This window comes from Novosphingobium sp. G106 (assembly GCF_019075875.1).
Taxonomy (GTDB): domain Bacteria; phylum Pseudomonadota; class Alphaproteobacteria; order Sphingomonadales; family Sphingomonadaceae; genus Novosphingobium.
The window spans coordinates 158,152-181,005 of the sequence record NZ_JAHOOZ010000004.1; the positions used below are offsets into that span (position 1 = coordinate 158,152).

Annotated in this window: 18 protein-coding genes; 7 read left to right on the forward strand and 11 right to left on the reverse strand. The window is 62.2% G+C overall.

From position 1 onward, the window contains the following. Positions 1-114: 114 nt before the first annotated feature. The 7 genes from KRR38_RS34580 to KRR38_RS34610 all read right to left on the reverse strand — a co-directional run bounded on the left by KRR38_RS34580 (position 115) and on the right by KRR38_RS34610 (position 9,800). Positions 115-2,106: a TonB-dependent receptor domain-containing protein gene (locus KRR38_RS34580; protein WP_217408273.1), complete on the reverse strand. Its 1,992-nt coding sequence runs from the start codon at positions 2,104-2,106 to the stop codon at positions 115-117. 322 nt (positions 2,107-2,428) lie between these two features. Next, a complete protein-coding gene (locus KRR38_RS34585; protein WP_217408274.1) occupies positions 2,429-3,400 on the reverse strand; it encodes a FecR domain-containing protein in 972 nt (323 codons plus the stop codon). Positions 3,401-3,443: 43 nt separating this feature from the next. Further along, entirely contained in the window at positions 3,444-3,968 is a 525-nt protein-coding gene (locus KRR38_RS34590) for a sigma-70 family RNA polymerase sigma factor (protein ID WP_309141259.1), read from the reverse strand. Positions 3,969-3,994: 26 nt separating this feature from the next. Then, complete coding sequence (locus tag KRR38_RS34595) at positions 3,995-7,063, reverse strand: efflux RND transporter permease subunit (RefSeq protein ID WP_217408276.1); 3,069 nt, start codon at positions 7,061-7,063, stop codon at positions 3,995-3,997. Further along, positions 7,063-8,085 (reverse strand): efflux RND transporter periplasmic adaptor subunit, encoded by a 1,023-nt coding sequence (locus KRR38_RS34600; protein ID WP_217408277.1) that lies wholly within the window; start codon positions 8,083-8,085, stop codon positions 7,063-7,065. The genes KRR38_RS34595 and KRR38_RS34600 overlap by 1 nt, the downstream gene beginning before the upstream one ends. Next, positions 8,082-9,410, reverse strand: a complete 1,329-nt coding sequence (locus KRR38_RS34605) for a TolC family protein (protein ID WP_217408278.1) — start codon at positions 9,408-9,410, stop codon at positions 8,082-8,084. The genes KRR38_RS34600 and KRR38_RS34605 overlap by 4 nt, the downstream gene beginning before the upstream one ends. 69 nt (positions 9,411-9,479) lie before the next feature. Beyond that, on the reverse strand, positions 9,480-9,800 hold the full coding sequence (locus KRR38_RS34610; RefSeq protein WP_217408279.1) for a PepSY domain-containing protein: 321 nt from the start codon (positions 9,798-9,800) through the stop codon (positions 9,480-9,482). Between the two features lie 163 nt (positions 9,801-9,963). On the opposite strand from KRR38_RS34610, the gene KRR38_RS34615 reads away from it, so the two are divergent. From KRR38_RS34615 to KRR38_RS34630, 4 genes are all read left to right on the forward strand, one after another. Continuing rightward, positions 9,964-10,638 carry a response regulator transcription factor gene (locus tag KRR38_RS34615; RefSeq protein WP_217408280.1) on the forward strand — a complete coding sequence of 225 codons (675 nt, stop codon included), beginning with the start codon at positions 9,964-9,966 and terminating at the stop codon, positions 10,636-10,638. A 4-nt stretch (positions 10,639-10,642) separates the two neighbouring features. Continuing rightward, positions 10,643-12,001, forward strand: a complete 1,359-nt coding sequence (locus KRR38_RS34620; RefSeq protein ID WP_254515918.1) for a HAMP domain-containing sensor histidine kinase — start codon at positions 10,643-10,645, stop codon at positions 11,999-12,001. Between the two features lie 574 nt (positions 12,002-12,575). Continuing rightward, positions 12,576-15,320 (forward strand): outer membrane protein assembly factor BamA, encoded by a 2,745-nt coding sequence (bamA, locus tag KRR38_RS34625; RefSeq protein ID WP_254515919.1) that lies wholly within the window; start codon positions 12,576-12,578, stop codon positions 15,318-15,320. Between the two features lie 789 nt (positions 15,321-16,109). Beyond that, positions 16,110-16,376 (forward strand): hypothetical protein, encoded by a 267-nt coding sequence (locus tag KRR38_RS34630; protein ID WP_217408283.1) that lies wholly within the window; start codon positions 16,110-16,112, stop codon positions 16,374-16,376. Positions 16,377-16,790: 414 nt separating this feature from the next. Here KRR38_RS34630 and KRR38_RS34635 read toward each other — a convergent pair whose 3' ends face one another. Next, on the reverse strand, positions 16,791-17,402 hold the full coding sequence (locus tag KRR38_RS34635) for a trans-aconitate 2-methyltransferase (RefSeq protein WP_217408284.1): 612 nt from the start codon (positions 17,400-17,402) through the stop codon (positions 16,791-16,793). A 197-nt stretch (positions 17,403-17,599) separates the two neighbouring features. On the opposite strand from KRR38_RS34635, the gene KRR38_RS34640 reads away from it, so the two are divergent. The 3 genes from KRR38_RS34640 to KRR38_RS36865 are packed head-to-tail and all read left to right on the forward strand — an operon-like array spanning position 17,600 to position 19,005. Further along, complete coding sequence (locus KRR38_RS34640) at positions 17,600-17,875, forward strand: metal/formaldehyde-sensitive transcriptional repressor (RefSeq protein WP_217408285.1); 276 nt, start codon at positions 17,600-17,602, stop codon at positions 17,873-17,875. Between the two features lie 10 nt (positions 17,876-17,885). Further along, entirely contained in the window at positions 17,886-18,812 is a 927-nt protein-coding gene (dmeF, locus tag KRR38_RS34645; RefSeq protein WP_217408286.1) for a CDF family Co(II)/Ni(II) efflux transporter DmeF, read from the forward strand. Positions 18,813-18,822: 10 nt separating this feature from the next. Further along, the gene (locus KRR38_RS36865) at positions 18,823-19,005 is read left to right on the forward strand and encodes a DUF1289 domain-containing protein (RefSeq protein ID WP_217408287.1); all 183 of its coding nucleotides are present in this window, start codon (positions 18,823-18,825) and stop codon (positions 19,003-19,005) included. A gap of 25 nt (positions 19,006-19,030) precedes the next feature. Here KRR38_RS36865 and cueR read toward each other — a convergent pair whose 3' ends face one another. The 3 genes from cueR to KRR38_RS34665 all read right to left on the reverse strand — a co-directional run bounded on the left by cueR (position 19,031) and on the right by KRR38_RS34665 (position 22,774). Then, a complete protein-coding gene (cueR, locus tag KRR38_RS34655) occupies positions 19,031-19,417 on the reverse strand; it encodes a Cu(I)-responsive transcriptional regulator (protein WP_217408288.1) in 387 nt (128 codons plus the stop codon). Next, positions 19,414-21,678, reverse strand: coding sequence for a heavy metal translocating P-type ATPase (locus KRR38_RS34660; RefSeq protein ID WP_254515941.1), 2,265 nt, complete (start codon positions 21,676-21,678; stop codon positions 19,414-19,416). The genes cueR and KRR38_RS34660 overlap by 4 nt, the downstream gene beginning before the upstream one ends. A 208-nt stretch (positions 21,679-21,886) precedes the next feature. Next, complete coding sequence (locus KRR38_RS34665; protein ID WP_217408290.1) at positions 21,887-22,774, reverse strand: NAD(P)/FAD-dependent oxidoreductase; 888 nt, start codon at positions 22,772-22,774, stop codon at positions 21,887-21,889. Positions 22,775-22,854 lie beyond the last annotated feature (80 nt).

Sequence of the window (22,854 nt, forward strand, 5' to 3'; positions counted from 1 at the left end):
TCCGCCTTGCGACCACCCGCAAGACGGCACCGCAATGCCCAGCCGCAGTCGACGCGGAATAAAAATTGTGTCTGTACGGCCCGCCCGCCCTTTCGGTGCGCTGGCTTTGCGCGGTTACCAGGATCGGGAGATGGAAAGAGTGAACGTGCGCGGCCGCAAGGGCGTGTATTGCGGCGCGTTCAGGATCGAAAACTGGTTGCCGAAGGCAAAGCTGTCGCCCTTGATATCCATCAGATTGTCGATCCGCGCGCTTAGTACCACACGGTCCCGTGCAAAAGTTGCAGTGGCGGCGAGGGGCAGGTACCCGCCCATTTGCCGGTCGAGGGCGGGGTCGAACGCAAGGCGCGCTTTGCCGACATAGTTGGCCTGGCCTGTCAGACTTGCCTTCCATTCGCCAAGGTCGAAACCGTACTCGAGGGTCAGCCGCCCGGTAAAGTCGGGCACAACCGGCAGGCGGCGATCGTCCAGCGCCAGGCCGTTCTCGCTGCTGACCAATACGGCGTCTATGAAACTTCCACCGACAGACAGGCGCAGCCCGGCCGCGGGCAGCCAATCGACGCTCGCCTCGAGGCCGAATATACGACCGTGGCCGGCATTGCGGGTAGCGACCAGGCCGTTGGCCAGCAGATAGTCCGACTGAATATGACGCCAATCGGTATAGTAGATGCTCGCGCTCGCCGCGAACCGGTTTCCCGGCGAGGCATAACGCATGCCGAGATCCAACGTGCCGAGATCGTCGGAATCGAAGCGGCCGGCGCCAGGCATGTCGGCAGGAGCCAGTCCACCGGGACGAACCGCGCGGGCATACCGCAGATAGACGAGCGTGCGCTGGCTGGGCGTCCAAGCCAGCGAAAGGCTGGGCGAGAGAATCGTCTTGGTTATCCGGTCGGACGACCCCGCCGAACGCTCCTGCGCCTCGTCTTCAGCGACGGAGCGAGATACCCGCGCGCCGGCAGTTACCGTCAACTGCTCAAGCAGCGGGATACTGGCTTCGCCGAACATCGCCAGTTCCGTGACGTAGCGATCGAGCGCCTCGACCCCGCGGCTGTCCTGGACCGTGCTGACCGTAGCGATCGTATGGCTACGCGCACGAAGGTAGGAAATCCCGGCGATCCACCGCGACGATCCGACTGGAGAAAGCCGCACTTCGTGATTGACGATCGTATAATGACTATCACTGTCGAACCGCGACGGGCCGGACAAGGCAAACAGGGGTGACGCATCGGTGGAATCGAGCGTATAGCTGACATTGTGATCGACGTAGCTGCTGGTGGCGAGAAGCTTCAGGCCGCCAAGCCTGCCTTGTATGGTAGCGGCAATCATCCTGAAATCGTTGTCGGTGGGCTCGGGGATTCGCGCCTCACGCAGCCGCGTCTTGTCCGACACCGTCACGTACTGGCTGTCACGTACGCCGATGTCTTGCAGAACGCCCGCGAGGTCGACGGTCCAATCGCGATCCGGCTGCCAGCGCAGCGCCAACCGTCCGCCATCGGTTACGGTGCGGTTGGCGTTGCGATTGCGGCCGGCGTTGTCGATCCAGCCGCCCTCGCGCAGAACGTAGCCAACACCGCGCAAGGCGAGCTTGTCGGTCGTCAGCGGCAGATTGACCGTGGCCTCGCCGCCGGCGCCGACGCCGCCATGTTCGATCGCTTCGCCGATCACGCGGGCGCTGCCGCTCGCCTCGGTCAGGTCCGGTTTGCGCGTGACGACGTGATATATCCCGCCCAGCGCGCCCGAACCGTAGAGCGGCCCTTGCGGGCCCTTCAGCACTTCCACGCGTTCCATATCGACGAGGCGTAGATCGGGATCGGGCGCGTCGAACGTGACGCGTGCTTCGTCGAGCTGGGCGGAGACCGTCGACTGGCTGGGCCCGTTGAAGGCGCTGTCGGCAACGCCGCGGATGAATTGCCGATTGCGCCCCGAACCGAGATTGGTCAGCGCCAGGCCGTCGACCGACAAAGCCAATTCGCGGCTGCCCGACGCGAGTCCGACCGGTCCAATCCCGTCCAGCGACACAACGCTGATCGACAGCGGAAGGTCCCTGAGCCGCTGGTGCCGCTTCTGCCCCGTGACGATTATGTCCTGCGCCGGCAAGGGGGGCTGCACAGAAATCTTTGGTCGTGGAGCCGGAAGGGGGGCGGGCCGCGGGGGACGAATGTTCTGGAGTGCGCGTTCAATCCGATAGGCGGTGGGATTGACCAGCCTAGCCCGCCAACCGGTCCCGGTAAGAAGGCGATCGAGCGCTTGCGATGTACTCATCGTGCCGTGAAGCGCGGGTACGCGGGTTTGGGGTAGATCTTGGGGCCAGCCGATAGAGACGTTCGCAGTCCGCGATAATGCGGTCAGCGACCCCGCCATGATGCCGGCCGGTATATCGAAGCGATATTGCACATCCCTAGCGGCCGCAGGTGACGGCAGGGCTAATATCTCAGCGAGCGGGACCAGCGCCGAGGCGAGCATGATTGCCCGTCTCTTCATAGGTAAGGCCGGCAATATCCGCCAGACTAGCCAATAGCTTCGAACCGTCACCAATCGTCAGCACTCCCGAGAACGATTGACTGCCGATTGCAGGGTCCACTTCGATAGCCTTGCCCGAGTATCGCGAAATATCGGCTGCGACCACCGCCAGCGGCGTGTCGCTATAGACAAGTCTGCCCTGACGCCAGCTCCCGATATCAGGCGGGGCAATCTGGCTCAGATGCACCGAACCGCCAGATCGCGGCGCAATGACCTGCTGGCCGGCCGATACAGCCGTCGCGTCTCCGCCGTCGGCAGCTACCGTAAGTCGCCCCTCGGCAACCCCGACTTTCACGGAATGGGCCGATAGATTCACGCTGAACGTGGTCCCGATATCGCCGACGACATATTCGCCAGCCTTGATCGCAAGCCCGCGACCGGGATCGTGGGCCACGGTGAAGACCGCTTCGCCCTGCGCCAGTTCGAGCGTGGTCGCATTGCCGCCGATCACGACAAGCCGGCTCGCGGGGGCGAGATCGACGGCGATCCCGGATCCCAGGGCAAGCTGGCGGTATTCCTGCTGCGAAGAGGAATAGACCGTATCGGCGGGGCGCAGCCAGAGGGTCGAGATGCCGACGCCCAAGGCCACCGTCGCTGCAACCGCGCCATAGACCCATCGCCTGTGCGAAACCGGTGGCGCAATTGCGGCTGGTTGTTCGATTGGCGCGGGCATCCCGAGATTGCCAACGCGTTCGTCGACGATCCGGTGCGTGAGGACGACCGCGTCGAAGGCTTCCCGGTGGAGCGAATCCGCCTCCAGCCACGCGGTGTAGCCATCCCAGTCGGCATCGCCGAGCTCGAGCGCGCTGTGCCACGCCTCGGCTTCGTCGAGCAATCGCTCGTCGATTTCCGGTCTTGCCGTCACGTCGATGAAAGTCCGCATAGTGTCATGGCTGCGCGTAAGACGTCAAACATGCCGGTCCGCCTCAGTCCAGCAAAGCACGGCGAAAATATTTCATGGCGACGGCCATATGCTTTTCGACGCCGCTTTTCGAGATGCCCAGTCGCATCGCGACCTGGGCATGGCTGAGGCCCTGTTGCTTGTGCAGTTCGAATACCCTGCGCGCTCCTTCCGGCAACTCTGCGACCGTTGCAGCGAGACGTGCTGTTTCCTCGCGTTCGAGCAGTACCTCCTCGGCATTCCGGGCTTGATCCGCGGGTTCGCTGGATATCGTCGCCTCCCCGCGCGCTTCCAGCCAGAGACGCTCTCGCCGCATTCGCCGCTGCTTCTCGCGGATACGGTCGACGATCAGATTCTGCGCCATGCGATAAAGATAGGCCCGGCCATTGGCTACCGGTGAGCCAGGCGCATTCTGCAACCGTATCCAGAGTTCCTGAAGAATATCCTCCGCTTCGACGACATCGCCGAGTCGCGCAGTGAGGAAGCGAAGCAATTCGCCGTGATACAAGCGGTAGACCGCTTCGAGCCCGCGTGAACTGTCTGCTTGCACAGGCGGTCCCATAGCGCTCCACGCGATCATGCGACAACCTGTTTATCGCCGGGTCCATCGCGGGAGGCCGATGGCAGGGTAATGCGCACAAGCACCGGCATGGCGAGCAGAACCAGCGGATATTGCAGAAGCAAGCCCGCGATGATCGCGATTGCAAGCGGCTGCTGGATGCCCGATCCTTGGCCGATTGCCAGCGCGAGCGGCAGCAACGTCAGAATTGCGGCAAGCGTCGTCATGGTGATCGGGCGCAGGCGATTGCGACTGGCCTCACGCGCCGCCTCGACCGGCGGCATCTGGTGCGAAAGCTCCTCGAACTCCGAAACGTAGAAGATCGCCATCTCGGTGCCGATGCCGATGATCATGGTCATTCCCATCAACGCGGTGATGTTGAGATCGACGCCGGCCAGCCACAGCGCCGTGAACACGGCCGTCGTGGAGAGCAGTGAGCAGGCGATGATGATGACCGGCAGCCAGAACCGACGATAGAGCACCAGCAGCAGGACCAATTCGGCGATGAGCGCCATACCGAAGACCTTGATCAGACCGGAGAAGGCGATCTGCTGCTGCTGGTAGAGACCGCCCAGCTCGTAGCGAACGCCGGGGCTTAGAGCGCCGGGCTTGTTCAGCGCCGTCGAAACGTCGTTGACCGCTGCGCCGATGCCGCGGCCCTGAATACGGCCCGTTACCGCGACCATCGGCTCGAGATTCTCGCGGCCGATCTGCGGCTGGCCGGTTACGGTCTCGATCGTCGCCACGCGCGAAAGAGGAAAGACATGCCCATCGGTGGCGCGGATCGGTAGCTGGGCGAGACCCGTTTCGCTGAGCGTCGTCGCATCGGGCAGGCGTACGCGAACGTCCACGGCCTTGTCGGGCTGCGCCAGCGTGGTCGCGACAGAGCCGGTGAGCGCGGTCGAGACCTGCATCTCGACGTCGGCCGGAGCAACACCCTCGATCCCGGCACGGACCGGGTCGACATGGATATTGAGCGCATCGCCTGCGAGCTGGACGCCGTCCTTGACCTCGACCACTCCAGGCACCCTCTCGACGATGCCTGCAACCTTCTTTGCCTCGTTTTCGAGCACCGAGGGATCGGCGGCGAAAAGCTTCACCTCGATTGGTTGTGGGACCGCGGTGAGGTCGCCGATCAGGTCTTCGATTAACTGTGCGACCTCGATCTGAACGCCGGGGACCTTGAGGGCGACCTGGTCGGCCACGTCCGCGGCGATTTGTTCGGTCGGTTTGCTGTGGCTCGGTTTCAGGCGGACGAAGTAGTCGCCGTGATAGCTTTGCCCGAGATCGCCGCCGAGCCCGGTACCGAGGCGCCGCGAGAACGTGAGCACTTCGGGATTGGCCCGCAGCATTGCATCGATCTGGCCGACCTGGCGCCCGGATTCGTCCAGCGAGGTTCCCGGCGCGGTATAATAGTCCATGACGAAGCCGCCTTCGTCGACCTTCGGCATGAAGCCGGTGGGCACGTTCGAATAGCCGATATAGCCGATCACGAGCAATGGCACCGCGATTGCCGCGAGCAGCCAGGGGCGGGCGGAAAGGCGATCCAGAGCGCTATCGTGAAGCCTGCCGATGTGTCCTTCGCCAGCCGCCCCGGGATCGTGCCACTTGCTGAAATCGACCAGCCGGCGGACGAGCACGGGCACGACGAAAGCGGTCATCGCCCAGGATATGGCAAGCGCCGCGGCCATCGTCACCGACAGGGCCTTTGAGAAGGCACCGGTGACGCCGGTAAGGAACGAGAGCGGAATGAACACAATCAGCGTCGCCAGGCTCGATCCGGTTAGGGGTATCATGAACTCCCGCGCCGCAGGAATTACTGCCGCGCCGCCGGCGGGCTGGCCGTCCTCGCCGATCGCCCCGGCGCGGCGGGCGATATGCTCGACCATGACGATGACATCATCGATCAGGAGGCCAACGGCAGCGGCGATGCCGCCCAGGGTCATGATATTGAAGCTCATGCCCAACATGCTGAGTACGAGGACGGTGGCGGCGAGGGTCGCGGGCACGATGATCACTGCCACCAAGGTCACGCGCCAGCTGCGCAGGAACCACAGGAGGACTAGCGCGGCGAGTATTAGGCCGATCAGCACCGCATCGCGCACGCTGGCGACCGATTGCGTCACCAGTTCGCTCTGGTCGTACCAGTTGACCAGCTTGACCCCCGGCGGAAGCTTCAGCGTGGCCAGCTTCTGCTGGACTTCCTGGGCGATCTGGACCGCGTTGCCGTCGGGCTGCTCGTAGATGTTGAACAGGACTGCCGGCTTGCCGTCCTCGACGATCCGTTGCCAGACCGGCAGCGCGCCGTCCTGAACGGTCGCGACGTCGCGGATGCGCACGACCCCGGCCGGCATGGCCTTGACCACGATATCGCCGACCTGCGCCGCGTTGACCACGCTGCGGTCGGCAATGACCAGCGAAAGGCGGCCGCGATCCTGGACCTGGCCGACGGCACTCAGGACATTGCCGGCCCGGATCGCTGTTGCAAGGTCGGTCATCGACAGCCCGCGGTCGGCGAGGCGATGCGGATCGGCGAGCACTTGTACTTCGGCCTTGTCGCCGCCCTGAACACCCACCCGCGCGAGCCCGCTAATCGACGAAAGCAGCGGCGTGATCTGGTAGCGCGCGAAATCCTGCAATGCGATTGGATCGCCATCCGAAACCAGCGCATAGGAGATGATCGGGAAGACCGTGGGGTCCATGCGACGGACATTGTACTGGGTGCCCGCGGGAAGCGACGGGACGATCCGCGCGACCGCCGTATCGACCAGCAGCGTGCTGGCGATCATGTCGCGGCCCCAACCGAAGTCGATCGAGATCTGCGCCGAGCCCCGGCTGGTTTCCGAGCGCACGTTCTGCACGCCGGGAATGGCGCGGATCGCTTCTTCGACGGGGCGCGTTACCGTGAGCGCAGTCTGGTCGGCTGGTCGGCTGCCGGAGTCCAGATCGACAACTACGCGCGGGAAGGAGACCTGCGGGAAAAGGCCGATCGGCAGCGAGGTGGCGGCAACGATACCGGCCAGCGCGAGTGCCAGCGCGACGAGCACGAAAGCCCGCGATTGCGTATGGAGCAGGCGCTCTAACATCAGTTACCCCGGCGAACGGCGTCGCCGTCGTTCACTTGGTAGGCACCGGCAACGATCAGCGGCCTTGCCGGATCGAGATTGCCCTCGACGACATCCCCCTGGTCGGAGGATAGAGCGATGTGAACCGGCACGGCTTTGGCTTTGCCGGCCAGGATCTGAAACACCCTCGCGGGTCCGCCGGCGGTTACGACGGCCTTATGCGGGACTACCCATCCCGCGACCTGCCGGGTCTCGATCGTCACCTGCATTGCCTCGCCCGGAAGCAGCGCCCCGGTGGGAAAACCGATATCCACGTCCACCAATCGTGTCTGGGCATTGAGCGCACCGCCGACGCGGATGACCCTGCCGGTCAGCTTGGTTCCACCTGAAAGCCGTTTTAGGGTGGCCGCCTGACCCGCTACGACTCCGGCGCGATCGGCCGGGTCGATCCCGGCGGTGACGACGATGCCGCCGCTGCGAGCAACCGTCAGGATCGTCGCACCGGGCTGCGTGCGATCGCCCTGCGCGACGGCGACCGCCGTTACCACGCCGTCGAATGGCGCGATGATCGACTTCATCGCCTGACCAGCGCCCTCGGCCTGAAGGCCGGCGAGCGTAGCCTGCGCATCGGCAACTGCCTTGTTGGCTTGCACGAGCTGATCCTGCGTCGCGAGTTGCTGACCCAGAAGCTGCGCGGTGATCGCCTGCTGCTTGCGGGCTGCGGTCAGCGCGCTGGCTGCCTGCTGATAAGTGCCTTGCGCCGAAGGCGCGGTAGCGAAGGTCGCGAGTTGCTGGCCGGCCCGCACGGCCATGCCCGGCGTCGCCAGCAGCGTCGTCACCTGTCCGGGCTGAGCCATGCTGAAGGTCTGCGTGCCGCCCAGTGCCGGTGCCACCGAACCATAAGCGATCACGGTCGCGGGCAGCGACCCGCGCTGCGCTTTCGCGATGCCCACCAGAACGCTCGGTGTCGGTGCGGGGGGCGGCGCGCTACCGCATCCGGCCAAGACGATCGCGATGGGCAATGCCAGCAATGCTCTTTTCATTGTTCACCTGCCGGCAGCGTGGCGACTGGCAGACCCGCTCCGATGAGAGTCTGGATAGCGATCTGGCGATCGAGGAGCCCGAGCTCGAGCGTCATGATTTCCTGTTCCTTGGTGAAGCTGTTGGAAACGAGATCGACGAAGCCGCGCTCGTCGAGGTTCGATGCGCCGAAAGCCGCCTTCGCGCGCTGCGCGGCAAGGCGGGCGGCGGGTAGGTCTTGGCGCGCGACCGCGAGCTGGGCGGACAGTTGGTCCATTTCGCCGAGCATCGCCTCGACCGTGCCGGTCGCTGCAGCCAGGCGCGCGCTGTAATCGGCATGAAGTTGCTCGCGCGTCGCTCGCGTAATGGCGACGTTGCCCTGGTTGCGATCGAAGATGGGCAGTCCGATTGTCGCGTTGGGGCCGCCGTTGATGACCTTGGAGTTGTCGCTGGCCACGCTGCCGCCCAGAACGAGGTCCGGGAACTGAGAGAGGATGGCCTGACGGAACTGCTCGTCCGCCGCCGCATATCCCATGCGCAGCGCGACAAGGTCCGGGCGCCGATCGGGCAGGGTTGCGAGGTCGGCACGGATCGCCGCGGGATCGAACGGCGGCAGGTCGGCGGCAGGCGCGAGTGGGATCACCACGCCGGGCCGCAACCCGAGTAGCGCGTCAAGCTGATGCATCAGCGAAAGCTGACGCTGATCAAGCGCATCGAGCGCGGTGCGGGCCGACTGCAACGCGACGCGGTCTGGCGCCACGGTGACCAGCGTCACGGTTCGCGCGGCGAGCGCGCGTTCGAGCTTGGCATTGCGATCGGTAAGAAGCTGGTAGGCGGCGACGAAAGTCGGCCGGCTGCGCTCGTTCATGATGAGGTCGGTCGCGATCTGCCGCGCTTGGCCGGCGACCTGCCATTCCTGCCAGACGATGTCGGCCGCGACCTGACGCTCGCTATTGGCGGCGGCACGATGGCGAGAGCGATAGGTGATAAGGCTCTTGATATCCTGCGTGATGCCGAGATTCCACGCCGGCACCGTCCCCGATCCGGAGAGCAGTGGCAGGAATGCGCCGCTCAACGACGGGTTGGGCAGAATACCCGCCTGTTTGGTCTGTCCCGCAGCGATGCCGCGCTTCAGTCGCGCCGCCTTGAGATCCGGGTTGTTGGCCAGTGCCAACGAGACGACCTGTTCGACCGAGAGCTGTGCGGAAGGCGCGGCCGGCGCCAGTTCTGTAACGCTGGACGCGAGCGGCGGCGCCGTGACCAGTGGCAATGGCGTGTAGTGGGCGCATCCCGCCAGCAAAAGCGAGGGCAGGGCAAGCCCGCTCAGGCGAAATCGATCAAGCGGCATGCTGGCTGTCGTCCCCGGGTTGGCAGCAAAAGGCGCCGGGACCCGTCGCTTGGGTCCCGGCGAAGAGCATTAGTCGGGATTCTTGCCTTCGGCTATGTTCTCCAGAACGGCGCCGGTCGCGGCATCGACGCCGACTTCATAGGGTTTGCCGTGACTGGTGATGTCGAAGCTGTAACGCAGGCCACTGCCTCCAGCTTCGCGCTCAAGTTCCTGGTCGGTGATCGTACCGGGACGGGCCCTCAGCGCGGTCATGCGAGCGGAGGCAAGATTGATCCGCGCCCGACTTGCAAGTTCGCTACCCTTCAGTCTTGGTTGGTGGGGCCCTGCAACCGCCGCGCCAGCCATGCTGACGAGTGCGGCCCCGAGCAAAAAGGTACGTAGAGATTTCATGGTTGCATCCTCGTGAACGAAGTGTTCGCACCGGTCCTAGACGGTTCGACATTCGCCCTGGATGAGGCCAATATTGATTATTCCTAATTTTTGGATTGTCGTCCCCGACCCTTAAAACGCGGCAGTCGAATCCAACGCTTCTGTAAGCCAAAGGATTGATAACGTGAAGATATTGCTGCTTGAGGACGATCAGGCAACCCGTTCTCATCTAGAACAAGTCCTGCGAACGACCGGGCATGTCGTCGATAGTTGCACAAACGGCCGGGACGCGATCTTTCTGGCTTCCGGCGGCGAATATGCCGTGCTGATCCTCGACCGCATGGTGCCACAACTGGAGGGTCTTGCCGTCCTCAAGGCGCTTCGCGCTGCCGGCGTTACGACGCCAACACTATTCCTCACAGCAATGAACGGCGTGGAAGATCGGGTCGAAGGATTGGAGGCCGGCGCGGACGACTATCTTGCAAAACCCTTTGCCGCCAGCGAGCTTCTGGCCCGCGTCAATGCCCTGGCGCGCCGTCCTCCGGTCGCGGAGACTGCCGCCCTTCTGCAGGTCGGCGATCTCGTCGTCGATCGCATCAGGCGAACCGCAACGCGTGGCGGTGAACGGATCGACCTGCAGGCCCAGGAATTGAAGTTGCTTGAATACATGATGCTTCACGCCGGCGAACTTGTAACGCGCAGCATGCTTTTGGAAAACGTCTGGTCGTTTCACTTCGATCCTAAGACCAACGTAATCGAGAGCCACATGAGCCGGCTGCGGGCAAAAGTGGATCGCGGCTTCGGCATCGAACTGATCCGGACAGTGCGAGGATCAGGTTACCGCATCGATGCCGGCTAAGCACATGATGCCAGCAGCGATACGCAGCGCCGCCTTTCGCTTCGCCTTCCTGCTGGCGTTGATCTTTGCTGCAGGTGCGGCTGCTTTGTTGGTTGTTGTACAGCGGCAGATTAAAGATTATGCGGCGGACGCGACCAAGGGGAGTATCCGGGCTGAGTCAGCGGTCCTCGCCGGTGAATATCGCTCACTGGGCCGGTCGGGCCTGATCGAGGCCATGGGGCGACATCAAAGTGCAAGCAGCGATGCCCAGTTCCGGTATCTCCTGCTCGACGGGCAGGGCCATCAACTGTTCGGCGATCTACCTCTCTCCGCAGTGCATAACGGTTGGTCGACGTTTCAGGTGAGAGAGACCGAGCCAAGGCAGGTTTTGACGCAGGAGATGTTTTCTTCCCTGACGATGTCATTGCCAGATGGGCTGAAAATGGTTGTGGCCACCGACAATTTTGATGTCGAGAACATGCGCCAGCGACTGCGTAACTTCACCTTGGTCAGTGGGATAGCTATCACTCTGTTTGCGTTGATCGGCGGGTACATCATCGGAGGTTTGTTCCTGCGCAGGCTTACCCGCGTGAATCAGTCCGTGGACCGGATCGTCGAAGGTGAACTAACCGAACGGCTTCCTATGATCGGCTTCGGCCCGGAATTTGATGAACTTGCTCGCAATCTGAACCGTATGATCGATCGTAACGCCCTCGCCATGGAGGCGCTGCGCCAGGTTTCGACGAATATTGCCCATGATTTGCGCACGCCGCTGACCCGCCTACACCAGAGGTTGGAGGTCATGCAGCAGAGCGGGGTAGCCGAACCATCTGTCATCGACGATGCCTTGGCCGAGACCACCAGTTTGCTCGAGACTTTCCAGGCGCTCCTGCGGATCGGCGCGGTCGAAGGCGGGATTGGACGACGGTATTTCAGGTGCGTAGATCTGACCGAGCTCATGGACCGCGTTCAGCAGGCCTACGAGCCCGTGGCGGAGGATGCGGATCACTTTCTGCTGGCCGATCATGCGCGCGGTATAACCGTCGATGGCGACGCCGAATTGCTTGCACAGCTATTCACCAATCTCATCGAGAATGCGATCGTTCACACGCCACCGGGAACCGTCATCACGTCGCGCCTGATAATGATCGATGGCGCGCCTGCCGCCGAGATTTGCGACACGGGGGCGGGAATACCTCCGATAGAGCGCTCCAAGGTCTTCGGCCGCTTCTACAGGCTGGATGCCAGTCGCCACACCGAAGGGGCCGGCTTGGGTCTCGCATTGGTCGCGGCAATCGCTTCGCTTCACAACGCGAGCCACGCCATTCTGGAAACGGATGGACTTTGCGTGAGGATCATGTTCCCGCGCCGGACCGTGGCGTAAAAGTAGCGTTCGCGGGAATGCCAAGGGATCCGACCGATTTGATCGAGCAGCCCGTGCCGATAAGCTAGCGGTTTCGGGTCGGCGAGGCCGCTGACGCGCTGATCGCTGTCGAACGGATTGTCGACCACGAGCGGCAGTGGGCAATCCCTTAAGCCAAGCAGCGCCGTGCTCCGTGCCGGAAGGTAGAACAGGCGGGAGTCGAACTGGAAGCGGTCCTCAAAGCGCCGGCTGCCCGGGCTACGCCGGCACATCGCTTGTCCCGCTGCATAGGCACTGGAAATGGCGAGGTTACGGTTTCTTCGTAAACTGACAGCCTGCCATTACCCAATCCTGATTCGAGACGGTCTCTTTGAATTGCATGTGCTCGGTCGTTCGAACTGAGGTCAACAGCATTTGCCTCGTCTTGGTAGGGGGCCGGCGCCTCAATGTCGGAGATTAGTATGTTGGATGGCGAATTTCGCGGGGTCCTTGCTGCAAGCGCGATTCCTGGCGGAGAGGGATTGCCTTTTGCCGCAATGTTTCTGGACTTTTGCCAGGCTGTAACGGGAACGCCGTGCCGATGATAGGAATGACGATGGTTCGCAGCCTTGACTATCGCCGCGCGTCCGGTTTGGCGGCGGCGCTTCTGGGAACCACGATCCTGGCGGGACAGCCGGTTTACGCCCAGGCTGCGGCCCAGGGTTCCACTGCGCCGGCCAAGCCTGCTGCAGCGGCGCCGGCAGCGACAGCTGCCCCGGCTGTCGAAGCCCCTGCCGCGATGCCGATCAAGACGCTGACCGTGGTCGGCGCGCAGCGGCTCGAGCCCGATACGATCCTGTCCTACATTAAGCTGCGCGTCGGGCAGGACTATACCCAGACCGCGGCCGACCAGGCGCTCAAGGACCTGTTCGCCACCGAATTGTTCGCCGACGCCCAGGTGCGCAACGATGGCGGCAACGTCGTCATCCAGGTCAAGGAAAACCCGGTCGTCAACCGGATCATCCTCGAGGGCAACAAGCGCATCAAGGACGAGAAGATCCTGCTGGAGATCAAGGTCGCGCCGCGCCAGATCTTCACGCGCTCGAAAGTCCGCGCCGACGTCGCCCGCATCATCGAGCTCTACAAGCGCCAGGGCCGTTTCGCCGCCACCGTCGAGCCCAAGATGGTGATGCTCGAGCAGAACCGCGTCGACATCGTCTTCGAGGTTACCGAGGGCCCCAAGTCCAAGGTCCGCCAGATCAACATCATCGGCAACGAGAAGTTCTCGGACGGTGACCTGCGCGGCGAGATGGTGACCAAGCAGACCAGCTTCACCCGCCTGTTCAGCTCGGGCACCAGCTACGATCCCGACCGCATGGCCTTCGACCAGCAGAAGTTGCGCCAGTTCTACCTGACCAAGGGCTATGCCGATTTCCGCGTCGTGTCGGCCGTCGCCGAGCTGACGCCGGACAAGAAGGACTTCATCATCACCTACGTCGTCGAGGAGGGCCAGCGCTACAAGTTCGGCGACATCAAGGTCGACAGCCAGCTGCGCGACTTCGATGGTGAGCAGCTCGCCAAGCAGCTGCCGATGAAGGCGGGCGATTGGTACAACGCCAAGATGGTGGAAGACACCATCGAGAAGCTGAACGAGACCGCCGGCGCCTTCGGCTATGCCTTCGCCGACGTGCGGCCCGATTACAATCGGAGCAAGGACGATCTGACCATGGGGGTCAATTTCGTCATCTCCGAAGCGCCGCGCGTCTATGTCGAGCGGATCGACGTCAACGGCAACACGCTGACGCAGGACAAGGTCGTGCGCCGCGAGTTCCGCATCGCCGAGGGCGACGCGTTCAACTCGCTGCAGGTCAAGCGCTCGACCAACCGCATCAAGTCGCTCGGTTACTTCCAGGAGAAGTTCGAGGTCGAGCAGAAGCCGGGCTCCGCGCCCGACCGCATCGTGCTCGAAGCCAATGTCGAGGAAAAGCCGACGGGCGAGCTGCAGCTGTCGGCGGGCTTCTCGTCGATCGAAAGCTTCATCTTCCAGGCCTCGATCCAGCAGCGCAACTTCCGCGGCCGTGGCCAGACGGTGGGCGTGTCGGGCTCCTATTCGAAATATTCGAAGAGCGTCGAGACGAGTTTCACCGAGCCTTACCTCTTCGATCGCAACGTCTCGGCCTCGGTCAGCATCTATCGCCGCGACTACAACAGCTTCAACTACCTCAACTCGAACCGCAACACGACCTACAAGCAGGCGACTACCGGCTTCCAGCTACGCGCCGGCGTGCCGTTGACCGAATATCTGACGGCCGTCGCCAGCTATACGCTGAACTATGACAATGTATCGCTCGACAAGACCCAGTTCTATACCGATCGCGTGACCCCGGGCGTGCAGCAGTGCGACCCGCTACTCGCCGGCCGCTACCTCTGTGAGGCGATTGGCAAGCGCACGAGTTCGATCATCGGCGCTTCGCTGATCTATGACACGCTCGACAACCGCGTGCACCCGACGCGGGGCTTCCTCGCCTCGCTTGGCGGTGAATTTGCCGGCCTCGGCGGATCGGTGAAATATGGCCGTATCCGCGCCAACGCCTCGCGTTATTTCCCGGTCGGCAAGGGCTTCATCTTTTCACTGTCGGCCGAGGGGGGGCTCATCAATTCGTTCGACCACAGCGGGGATCCGGCCCGCGGCATTGACGACGTTCGGCTGACCGACCGCTTCTATCTCGGCGAGCCGCAAATGCGCGGCTTCGACATTCGAGGGATCGGTCCGCGAGTCCTGCGCAAATACTATGTCGACGCGAACCGTGATGGAGTCATCGATGGCAAAACCGATGGGTTTTCGACCGATCGCAACCAGTGGGTCGATGACGCACTGGGCGGAAAATACTACTACCAAGGCCGTGCGGAGCTTGAGATACCATTGGGATCAGGGGCGAAGGAATTGGGCCTGCGTCCCTCCATCTTCGCGGGCGTCGGGGCGGTTTGGGGCGTTCGCACCCCCGTAACCGACAACAACACGAGCGCGCAGTTCATCGCCACTCGCGATAGCGCTACCGGTCTGCCGCAATATCAGGTTACCTGCGCCGGAATGACGACGGTCGTGGCTGCGGGCACGACGCCGGTAAATGGGGGTAACTGCACCGCCACGGGCGACGGCGTCGTAGCGCTGGGCAACACCATTCCGGCCTATAGGGAATTCTTCGTCGGCAATACCTGGAAGCCGCGTGTCGCGATCGGCGTCGGTGTCAACTGGAACTCGCCGTTCGGCCCCTTCCGAATCGATTTCTCCAAAGTCCTGCTGAAGCAGGACGGGGACAACACCAAGACTTTCACATTCAACGTAGGCACCCAATTTTGAACACCATGCTTAATCTCACTTGGGCAAGCCGGCTCCCCCGCTCAACGAGGCTCTGTCCCGCAGCGGCACCGGTCGTCGAGTCCAACGCCGACCTTCAGGATGCCAGTCTCGGCCACGCCTCGCCCAAGCGGCTCGCCGCGCGCGGCCGGCAGATCCACGGTACGGACGACCGAGATCTGGTCAGCTCGGGAGCCGAGAGGACGTTTAGAAACTAAACGCCATCGCCTGTGCCGATCTCGGTTGATAATTTGGTAATGTCAATTTCTCCAACTGCGGTTTTGGAAATTGACGAAGTCTTACGTTTCGAGAGACCGTGCTCTTTTGGCACGGCTCGTGGACCTGCCGAGGCGCGCGATGACACGAAAAATATTCACGATTTCCTTCCTATCGATATTTGTCATTGGCGCCTGCGCAAAATCTCCACCCGACATAATTTCCGAGGCTCATCAAGCAGTTCTCGCGGTGGCCCAGACGGCCAGCCCGAAGAAATTCGACGATGCCTTTACTCAGATATTTCCAGAGAAAGGGCTTGTTTGTGGCGGGAGAATGGGAACAGCTGATTTATACGGAAAAAATGCTGGCTACCAACGGTATTATTTCAGTCGAACGCTAGGGGTAGCGCTCGAGGGCGAGTCCCCATCTTGGCTGCCTATAGCGAACGCCTGCATCGCCGCGATAAGAGAGCGATTGACAGTAACCAATCATCGTTTGAATGCCGAAGTGTCAAAAGTCCATCGGCCATGAACTGCGCTGCATTGAGTGCAAATATTTGGAAGCAGGATTTGGGAAATGGAGTCGGCGGCCGAGTGGCTCTTAGCGCTACCGCCCTGTTTCACGGTACAACGTGAAGCGATGATTGAGGCGCTTCGCGAGCGCATGGGATGGCTTGTGGATTTGGTCGGGAAGGAAACACTTGAAGTAGGCTTGGCAGCGATGGCGCAGATTCCGCGCGAGGAATTTGTTATTCCTCTTATTGAAGAATTCGCTTATCTTCCCATGAGCCTCGACATCGGCTTTAATCAGACCATTTCACATCCTCAATTAGTGCTGAAATAAGGGCCCAGCCGGCGCGACACAAGGCAGTGGACCTGATGAAGGAGATCGGATCGGCATTTGCGACGGCAAGTGCCCCGGCTTCGAGCCCCAACGACAGAATCGTACCGCCGAGTGCGCAGAGCCATTGCGTCAGGATATAAGACGGTAGGCTGTCCGGTCAGCTAAGTGGTAGCGCCGGTCGCCAGCGGCCAGTGCGCCATCTACACATGGCAAGTAGCATGGCTGGGGGCCTAGCAGGCTGTTGAAAAAGTCGGAGCGACCGCATTGTCGAGCAACAATCGAAGCCAACTCGGCGCCATCTTGAATCGATCGTGCTTTAATGTGCTGATCCGAGATTCCATGTTGCTCGCCACCACTGCTCGAAACCCTTTTTCAACAGCCTGCTAGGTTCGCCTATATGGCGGATGAAGACGTTCAACGCCTTTGATATACACACCAATTGAAGCATTGTTCGCTGTTCCACGGTGTCTTGTGCTCTTCTGACCATGCCTCCACGAGCGTAAACTCGTGACCGAGTTCCTGGGTGAGCAGTTCCGCATTATACCTTATCACAGGGAGGCCACTGCATTTGTCCGGCCCGTCAAGTGCAAACGTGGCCATGATCAACCACCCGCCTGTCCTCAGTCCCGTATGCAGGGCGTTCTTGTAAGCATCGCGGGCCTCCTTCGTTGCCAGAAAATGGAACACGGCCCGATCGTGCCAGATATCATATTGGCGTGCTGGACTCCACTGAGTGATATTGGCTGCGATCCACTGAACCTGCGAAGCGCGAGTGCCTAGCCTCGACTGGCTGACCTCGAGCGCCGCCGCTGCGACGTCGAGGATCGTGACGTCCGCCCAACCTCTGTCCAGCAAGCTGTCCGCCAGGGCGGACGCGCCGCCGCCGACGTCGATGATCGCCGATGTTGGCGGCACCGCAATGCGCGAAAGCGCGGCCAGCGATGTTTCTGGCGTCGCCTGAAACCAGCTCACCGAATCTGACGCTTTCGTTGTGTAAACGGTTTCCCAGTGATCGGGCTCGGTCATCATCCCATTCCCTTTCCGCGAATAGCACGACCGAACTCGGCCCTTGGTGAAAATTGATAGCGCGCGGTCCGGCGGCCTTGCCGGGTGCTTGGTGTAGTCCCTGGAAGTCGAAACGCGACAATCGAAAAATCGCGCGTGAGAGGCCGATTTAACGTCCCACTATCATAGATGTTGATGATAGGGTAGGGGGGTATCCTATGGGACATTTGACCGAAGGCAATGACGAGCTCTTGAAGCGGGTGCGCCGCATCGCGGGACAGGTCGCGGCGATTGAGAAAGCGCTGGCCGCAGGAACAGACTGTACGACGACTCTGCATCTCGTCGCAGCGACGCGCGGCGCCATGAACGGCCTCATGGACGAGATCATCGAAGAGCATGTCCGCACCCATGTGGCGCATCCCGACCTCGCGGCCGAGGATCGTGCCGCTGGGGCGGAAGAATTGATCGCGGTCATACGCCGCTACGCAAAATAAGGCTGAAATAATGACGACGTCCCGCGATATTGACGCCTTTGTGCACGATCATGTCTACTTGGGTGCCTCTCACGACGAGAATGCACGCCGCACATTGTGGGTTGTGGTGCTGACGGCTGTGATGATGATCGGCGAAATATTCGCCGGGTATGTCACGGGATCAATGGCGCTCCTGGCCGATGGCTTCCATATGGCGACCCATGCAGGCGCGCTAAGTGTGGCTGCGGTTGCTTATGCCTATGCCAAGCAGCATGCGTCGAACCGGCGGTTCAGCTTTGGAACCGGCAAGGTGGGCGACCTTGCGGGCTTCGCCTCGGCGCTGGTGCTTGGCCTGATCGCCCTGGGAATCGGCGTTGAATCGATCCTGCGGTTGTTCGAGCCCATCAAGGTTGCGTTTGGTGAGGCAACCTTAATTGCCGTCATTGGGCTCGGTGTGAACATTGTCAGCGCATTCTTGCTGTCGGGCAGCCATCACCATCATGGTCATGACCATCATGACCACGTCGACGACCATGATGCTCATGGTGGCGACAACAACCTTCGCTCGGCCTATGTGCATGTCCTAGCCGACGCTCTTACGTCAGTATTGGCAATCGCGGCTCTTCTGGCAGGCCGCTATCTTGGCTGGGTGTGGATGGACCCTGTCATGGGGATCGTGGGAGCGGGGGTGATCGCTCGCTGGTCCTGGAGCCTGATGCGAGATACCGCCTCAGTCCTCCTTGATTCGACCGATAATCATGTTGCCGAGGAAATACAGGATCTCGTTGAGGGACCGGGCGATGTGCGTATTGCCGATCTTCATGTCTGGCGTGTCGGTCCCGAGGCCCATGCTGCCATAGTGGGAGTGGTCGGCAGTGCGGGGGTCAATGCAGGCGTGATCCGCGATCGGCTGGTGCCCGTCCATGAGTTGAAGCACCTGACAATCGAATGCCATTGATGAGGTGCCTGTGAAGTCGCCGTGCATAGACGTGTGCCGTTTCGACTGCTCGACTGGCTGGTGTCGGGGCTGTGGCCGGTCCAAGCCGGAATGCCGGGCTTGGAAGAAGGCGCAGCCCCGACAGCAACGCAAGATCGCCGCCGACCTTCCGCGCCGGCTCGCGAAGCTGACGGGACGCGAATTGCAAAAATGAGCGAGCTGGCTGTCGTTGAACATGCTCAAGACGCCAGGTGCGTCAGAATCGGACATTCCGGCCAGTCGTTGCCGTGGCACCTCTTCGCCAAGTCCATCAGCGCTTCTCGCATCGCATTCAGCGCATCCGCCTTGCGGCCAAGGTCGGCCGCGCGGGCCTCCGCCAGCGCCTTGACCTCTGAACTGGCGCGTGCGCGATCGGACCATAAATCAAGCAGCTTTCGGATTTCTTCGATCGGAAAGCCGAGGTCGCGAGCGTTGGCAATGAAGCGAAGCCGATGGACGTCGGCGTCCGAGTAGTCGCGATAGCCGCTTTCCCGTCGCGCAGCCGACGGGATAAGGCCGATCTTCTCATAGTGGCGGATCATCCGCTGCGAGACCCCGCTCGCGGCCGACACAGCGCCAATATTCATAGTGCCACCCGATTGAGGCGGAGCGCGTTGGTGACCACGCTGACCGAGGACAATGCCATCGCCGCCGCCGCGATGATCGGGGAGAGCAGGATGCCGAAGATCGGGTAGAGCAGACCCGCCGCTATCGGAACCCCGGCAGCGTTGTAGATGAATGCGAAGAACAGGTTCTGCCGGATGTTGGACATTGTCGCCTCACTCAGCCGGCGCGCGCGGACAATGCCGTTAAGGTCGCCTTTCAGCAGGGTCACGCCAGCGCTTTCAATCGCGACATCGGTGCCGGAGCCCATCGCGATACCGACATCGGCGGCAGCGAGGGCCGGCGCGTCGTTGACCCCGTCGCCGGCCATCGCGACGATGCGCCCTTCGCCCTTCAATCGCGCGACAACCGCGCTTTTCTGGTCCGGCAGCACTTCGGCTTCGACTTCGTCGATCCCGAGCTTGCGCCCGACCGCTTGCGCCGTGGTGCGATTGTCGCCCGTCAGCATCACGACCCTTATGCCCTCCTTGCGAAGCGCCGCGATGGCCTCGGCCGTCGTCGCCTTGATCGCATCGGCAATGGCGAGGATTCCGGCTGCCTGTCCGTCGATCCCGATGAAGATGGCGGTCGCGCCATCCTGGCGCAGTTCGTCCGCCTGCGGATCGAGTGCGCTGACGTCGATCCCGCTTTCTAACAGGAAACGGGCGTTGCCGAGTTTGATGCGCTTGCCGTCCACCGTGCCGATTGCGCCTTTGCCGGTCGGTGAATCAAAATCCGTGACTTCGGGAAGCACGATTCCCCTGTCCTTGGCAGCCGCAACAACTGCGAGCGCCAGCGGATGCTCGGACGCCCGTTCTACGCCTGCGGCGAGCCTCAGCAGTTCGCTCTCCTCATGACCAGGGGCAGAGACGATGCGGGTGACCGAGGGGCGCCCTTCGGTCAACGTCCCGGTCTTGTCGACAACCAATGTGTCGATCTTCTCCATCCGCTCCAGGGCCTCGGCATTCTTGATGAGGACGCCGAACCCTGCGCCCCGGCCGATTCCGACCATGATCGACATCGGCGTCGCAAGCCCCAAGGCGCAGGGGCAGGCAATGATGAGGACGGCGACGGCGGCGATCAGGCCATGGGCGAGGCGTGGCTCCGGCCCCCAGATACCCCACGCACCAAAGGCAATGAGCGCGATCAGCAGGACAGCGGGCACGAACCATCCCGCGACCTGGTCGGCCAGGCGCTGGATAGGCGCGCGTGAACGCTGTGCATCCGCGACCATCTGGACAATGCGCGCCAGCATCGTGTCGCGGCCCACCTTCTCGGCGCGGATGACGAGCGCGCCGCTCTGGTTGATCGTTCCACCGATGACAGCGTCGCCGAGCGCCTTCGTGACCGGCATCGATTCTCCCGTCACCATCGACTCGTCGAGCGAGGATCGGCCCTCCTCGACCTTGCCATCGACCGGCACCTTTTCGCCCGGTCGAACACGGAGACGATCGCCGACGGCGACCTGGTCGAGCGACACTTCCTCGTCATCCCCGTTCGCGCCAATGCGGCGCGCGGTCTTGGGCGCGAGGTTGAGCAGCGCCTTGATGGCGCCCGAGGTCCGTTCGCGGGCGCGCAGTTCGAGTACCTGACCCAGCAGCACGAGGACGGTGATGACCGCAGCCGCTTCGAAATAGACCGCGACCGACCCATCGGCCGCGCGGAAGGCCCGTGGAAAGGTCGAAGGGACAAGGGTCGCGACCACGCTGTAGCCCCAGGCGACGCCGGTCCCCATCGCGATCAGCGTGAACATGTTGAGGTTACGCGTGCGAAGCGAAGCCCAGCCGCGCTCGAAGAAAGGCCAGCCCGCCCACAAAACGACGGGTGTCGCAAGGACGAACTGGATCCAAGTCGATGTCGTCGGTGGTACGATGTGGTGGAGAGTGGAGAACAGATGTCCACCCATCTCGAGGAATAGCACGGGCAGGCTAAGCGCGAGCGCAACCCAGAAGCGGCGGCTCATGTCCTTGAGCTCGGGGCTCGGCTCGCTGTCGGCCGTGACCATGGCAGGCTCCAGAGCCATGCCGCAGATTGGGCATGGCCCTGGATGATTCTGACGAATTTCCGGGTGCATGGGGCAGGTCCAGATCGCACCCGGTTCTGCGACCGCGGCCGTGTTGCCCTCGTCCGACAGATACCGCTTGGGGTCGGCGGCAAACTTGGTGCGACAGCCTGCGCTACAGAAATGATAGCCCTCGCCATCATGCGAGGCATGATGAGGCGTTGCCGTCGGATCGACCATCATGCCGCAAACCGGATCCTTGGCCGTCTTCGCGTCCGTGCCGCCGCCGTGCTTGCCCGCGCAGCAGCCGTGTGCATCCGAATTGCTTGCAGAAACAGGGTCAGTCACAGGCTCGTCTCCTTATCGACGAAAAGCGATCTGGGGTCTGACATCGTGTCAGGGTCAAGCCCGCCTCACATATTTTTTGCGTGGCAGACCCTGCGCTGCCGCGTCAGCCGGACAACAGATTGTGGATGGCCGTCGCGGCCTTAGCCGCCTGACCTGCCGCAACAGCAATTTGATCCAGCCCTTCAACCATGTCGCCGGCAGCGAACAGGCCACCGACCGTCGTTTGCTGGTGCTCATCGACGACGATGCAACCTGCTGGGCTCAGCTCCGCGCCAACCATTCGCGCCAATTCCGAGCGAGGGGCGGTTCCGAGGGCAACATAAAGGGTGTCGAAATGGAGCAATTGGCCATCGGCCAAATGGGCGAGGAGGATTTCCCCATCGATCGACAAATCTTGAACCGGGGCGCGTTCGACGGCAATATCGCCTCGGGCCAGATCTGCCGTCTCGGCTACCGACAATTGCGAACTGTCTTGCGCGAGCAATGTCACAGTGTCGCTATAGTGGCGAACGAACAGAGCCTCTGCCGCACCATGGTCGGAGCAGCCCAACACGGCCACTCGCTTGCCGCGGACCTCATAGCCGTCGCAGATCGGGCAATAGCGTACCAGTCCTTGGGCGACGCCTCGATCATGCGTTTCCTGCGCCATTCGCGGTCGATGATTTATCACGCCTTGAGCAAGCAATATTGTCCGTGCGCTGAAAGTCTTGGCATTCGTATCGACGACGAAACCTGTCCCGACCCGGTCGATGCGATCGACGACCCCAGTGGCCAATTCGGCACCGTACTGGGCGGCATGTCGATGCATACGGACAAGCAGATTTTCACCAGAGATACCGTCTGGAAAACCGAGGAGGTTATGTGTCGTCGGGATGCGGGTGGCGCGGCCATCGCCAGCATCAATGACCAGCGTAGAACGCAGAAACCGGGCCAGATAGGTGGCTGCTGTCAGCCCCGCGGGGCCGCCTCCGATGATTACGCAGTCGTACATGCCTGCCTTTCGCTGACCTCGGTCGTCACTGATATTACGCGGCACGCCGCTTCTTCCCTCGAAAGCGTGTGCGTTCTTCG

Bases quoted from the DNA above. Each gene is read 5' to 3' on its own strand.
- KRR38_RS34635 (WP_217408284.1), bottom strand. From the start codon at position 17,402: ATGACCGAGCCCGATCACTGGGAAACCGTTTACACAACGAAAGCGTCA.
- KRR38_RS34630 (WP_217408283.1), top strand. From the start codon at position 16,110: ATGGAGTCGGCGGCCGAGTGGCTCTTAGCGCTACCGCCCTGTTTCACG.
- KRR38_RS34600 (WP_217408277.1), bottom strand. From the start codon at position 8,085: ATGAAAAGAGCATTGCTGGCATTGCCCATCGCGATCGTCTTGGCCGGA.
- KRR38_RS34640 (WP_217408285.1), top strand. From the start codon at position 17,600: ATGGGACATTTGACCGAAGGCAATGACGAGCTCTTGAAGCGGGTGCGC.
- KRR38_RS34605 (WP_217408278.1), bottom strand. From the start codon at position 9,410: ATGCCGCTTGATCGATTTCGCCTGAGCGGGCTTGCCCTGCCCTCGCTT.
- cueR (WP_217408288.1), bottom strand. From the start codon at position 19,417: ATGAATATTGGCGCTGTGTCGGCCGCGAGCGGGGTCTCGCAGCGGATG.
- KRR38_RS34665 (WP_217408290.1), bottom strand. From the start codon at position 22,774: ATGTACGACTGCGTAATCATCGGAGGCGGCCCCGCGGGGCTGACAGCA.
- KRR38_RS34585 (WP_217408274.1), bottom strand. From the start codon at position 3,400: ATGCGGACTTTCATCGACGTGACGGCAAGACCGGAAATCGACGAGCGA.
- KRR38_RS34620 (WP_254515918.1), top strand. From the start codon at position 10,643: ATGATGCCAGCAGCGATACGCAGCGCCGCCTTTCGCTTCGCCTTCCTG.
- KRR38_RS34610 (WP_217408279.1), bottom strand. From the start codon at position 9,800: ATGAAATCTCTACGTACCTTTTTGCTCGGGGCCGCACTCGTCAGCATG.
- bamA (WP_254515919.1), top strand. From the start codon at position 12,576: ATGGTTCGCAGCCTTGACTATCGCCGCGCGTCCGGTTTGGCGGCGGCG.
- dmeF (WP_217408286.1), top strand. From the start codon at position 17,886: ATGACGACGTCCCGCGATATTGACGCCTTTGTGCACGATCATGTCTAC.
- KRR38_RS34595 (WP_217408276.1), bottom strand. From the start codon at position 7,063: ATGTTAGAGCGCCTGCTCCATACGCAATCGCGGGCTTTCGTGCTCGTC.
- KRR38_RS34660 (WP_254515941.1), bottom strand. From the start codon at position 21,678: ATGATGGTCGATCCGACGGCAACGCCTCATCATGCCTCGCATGATGGC.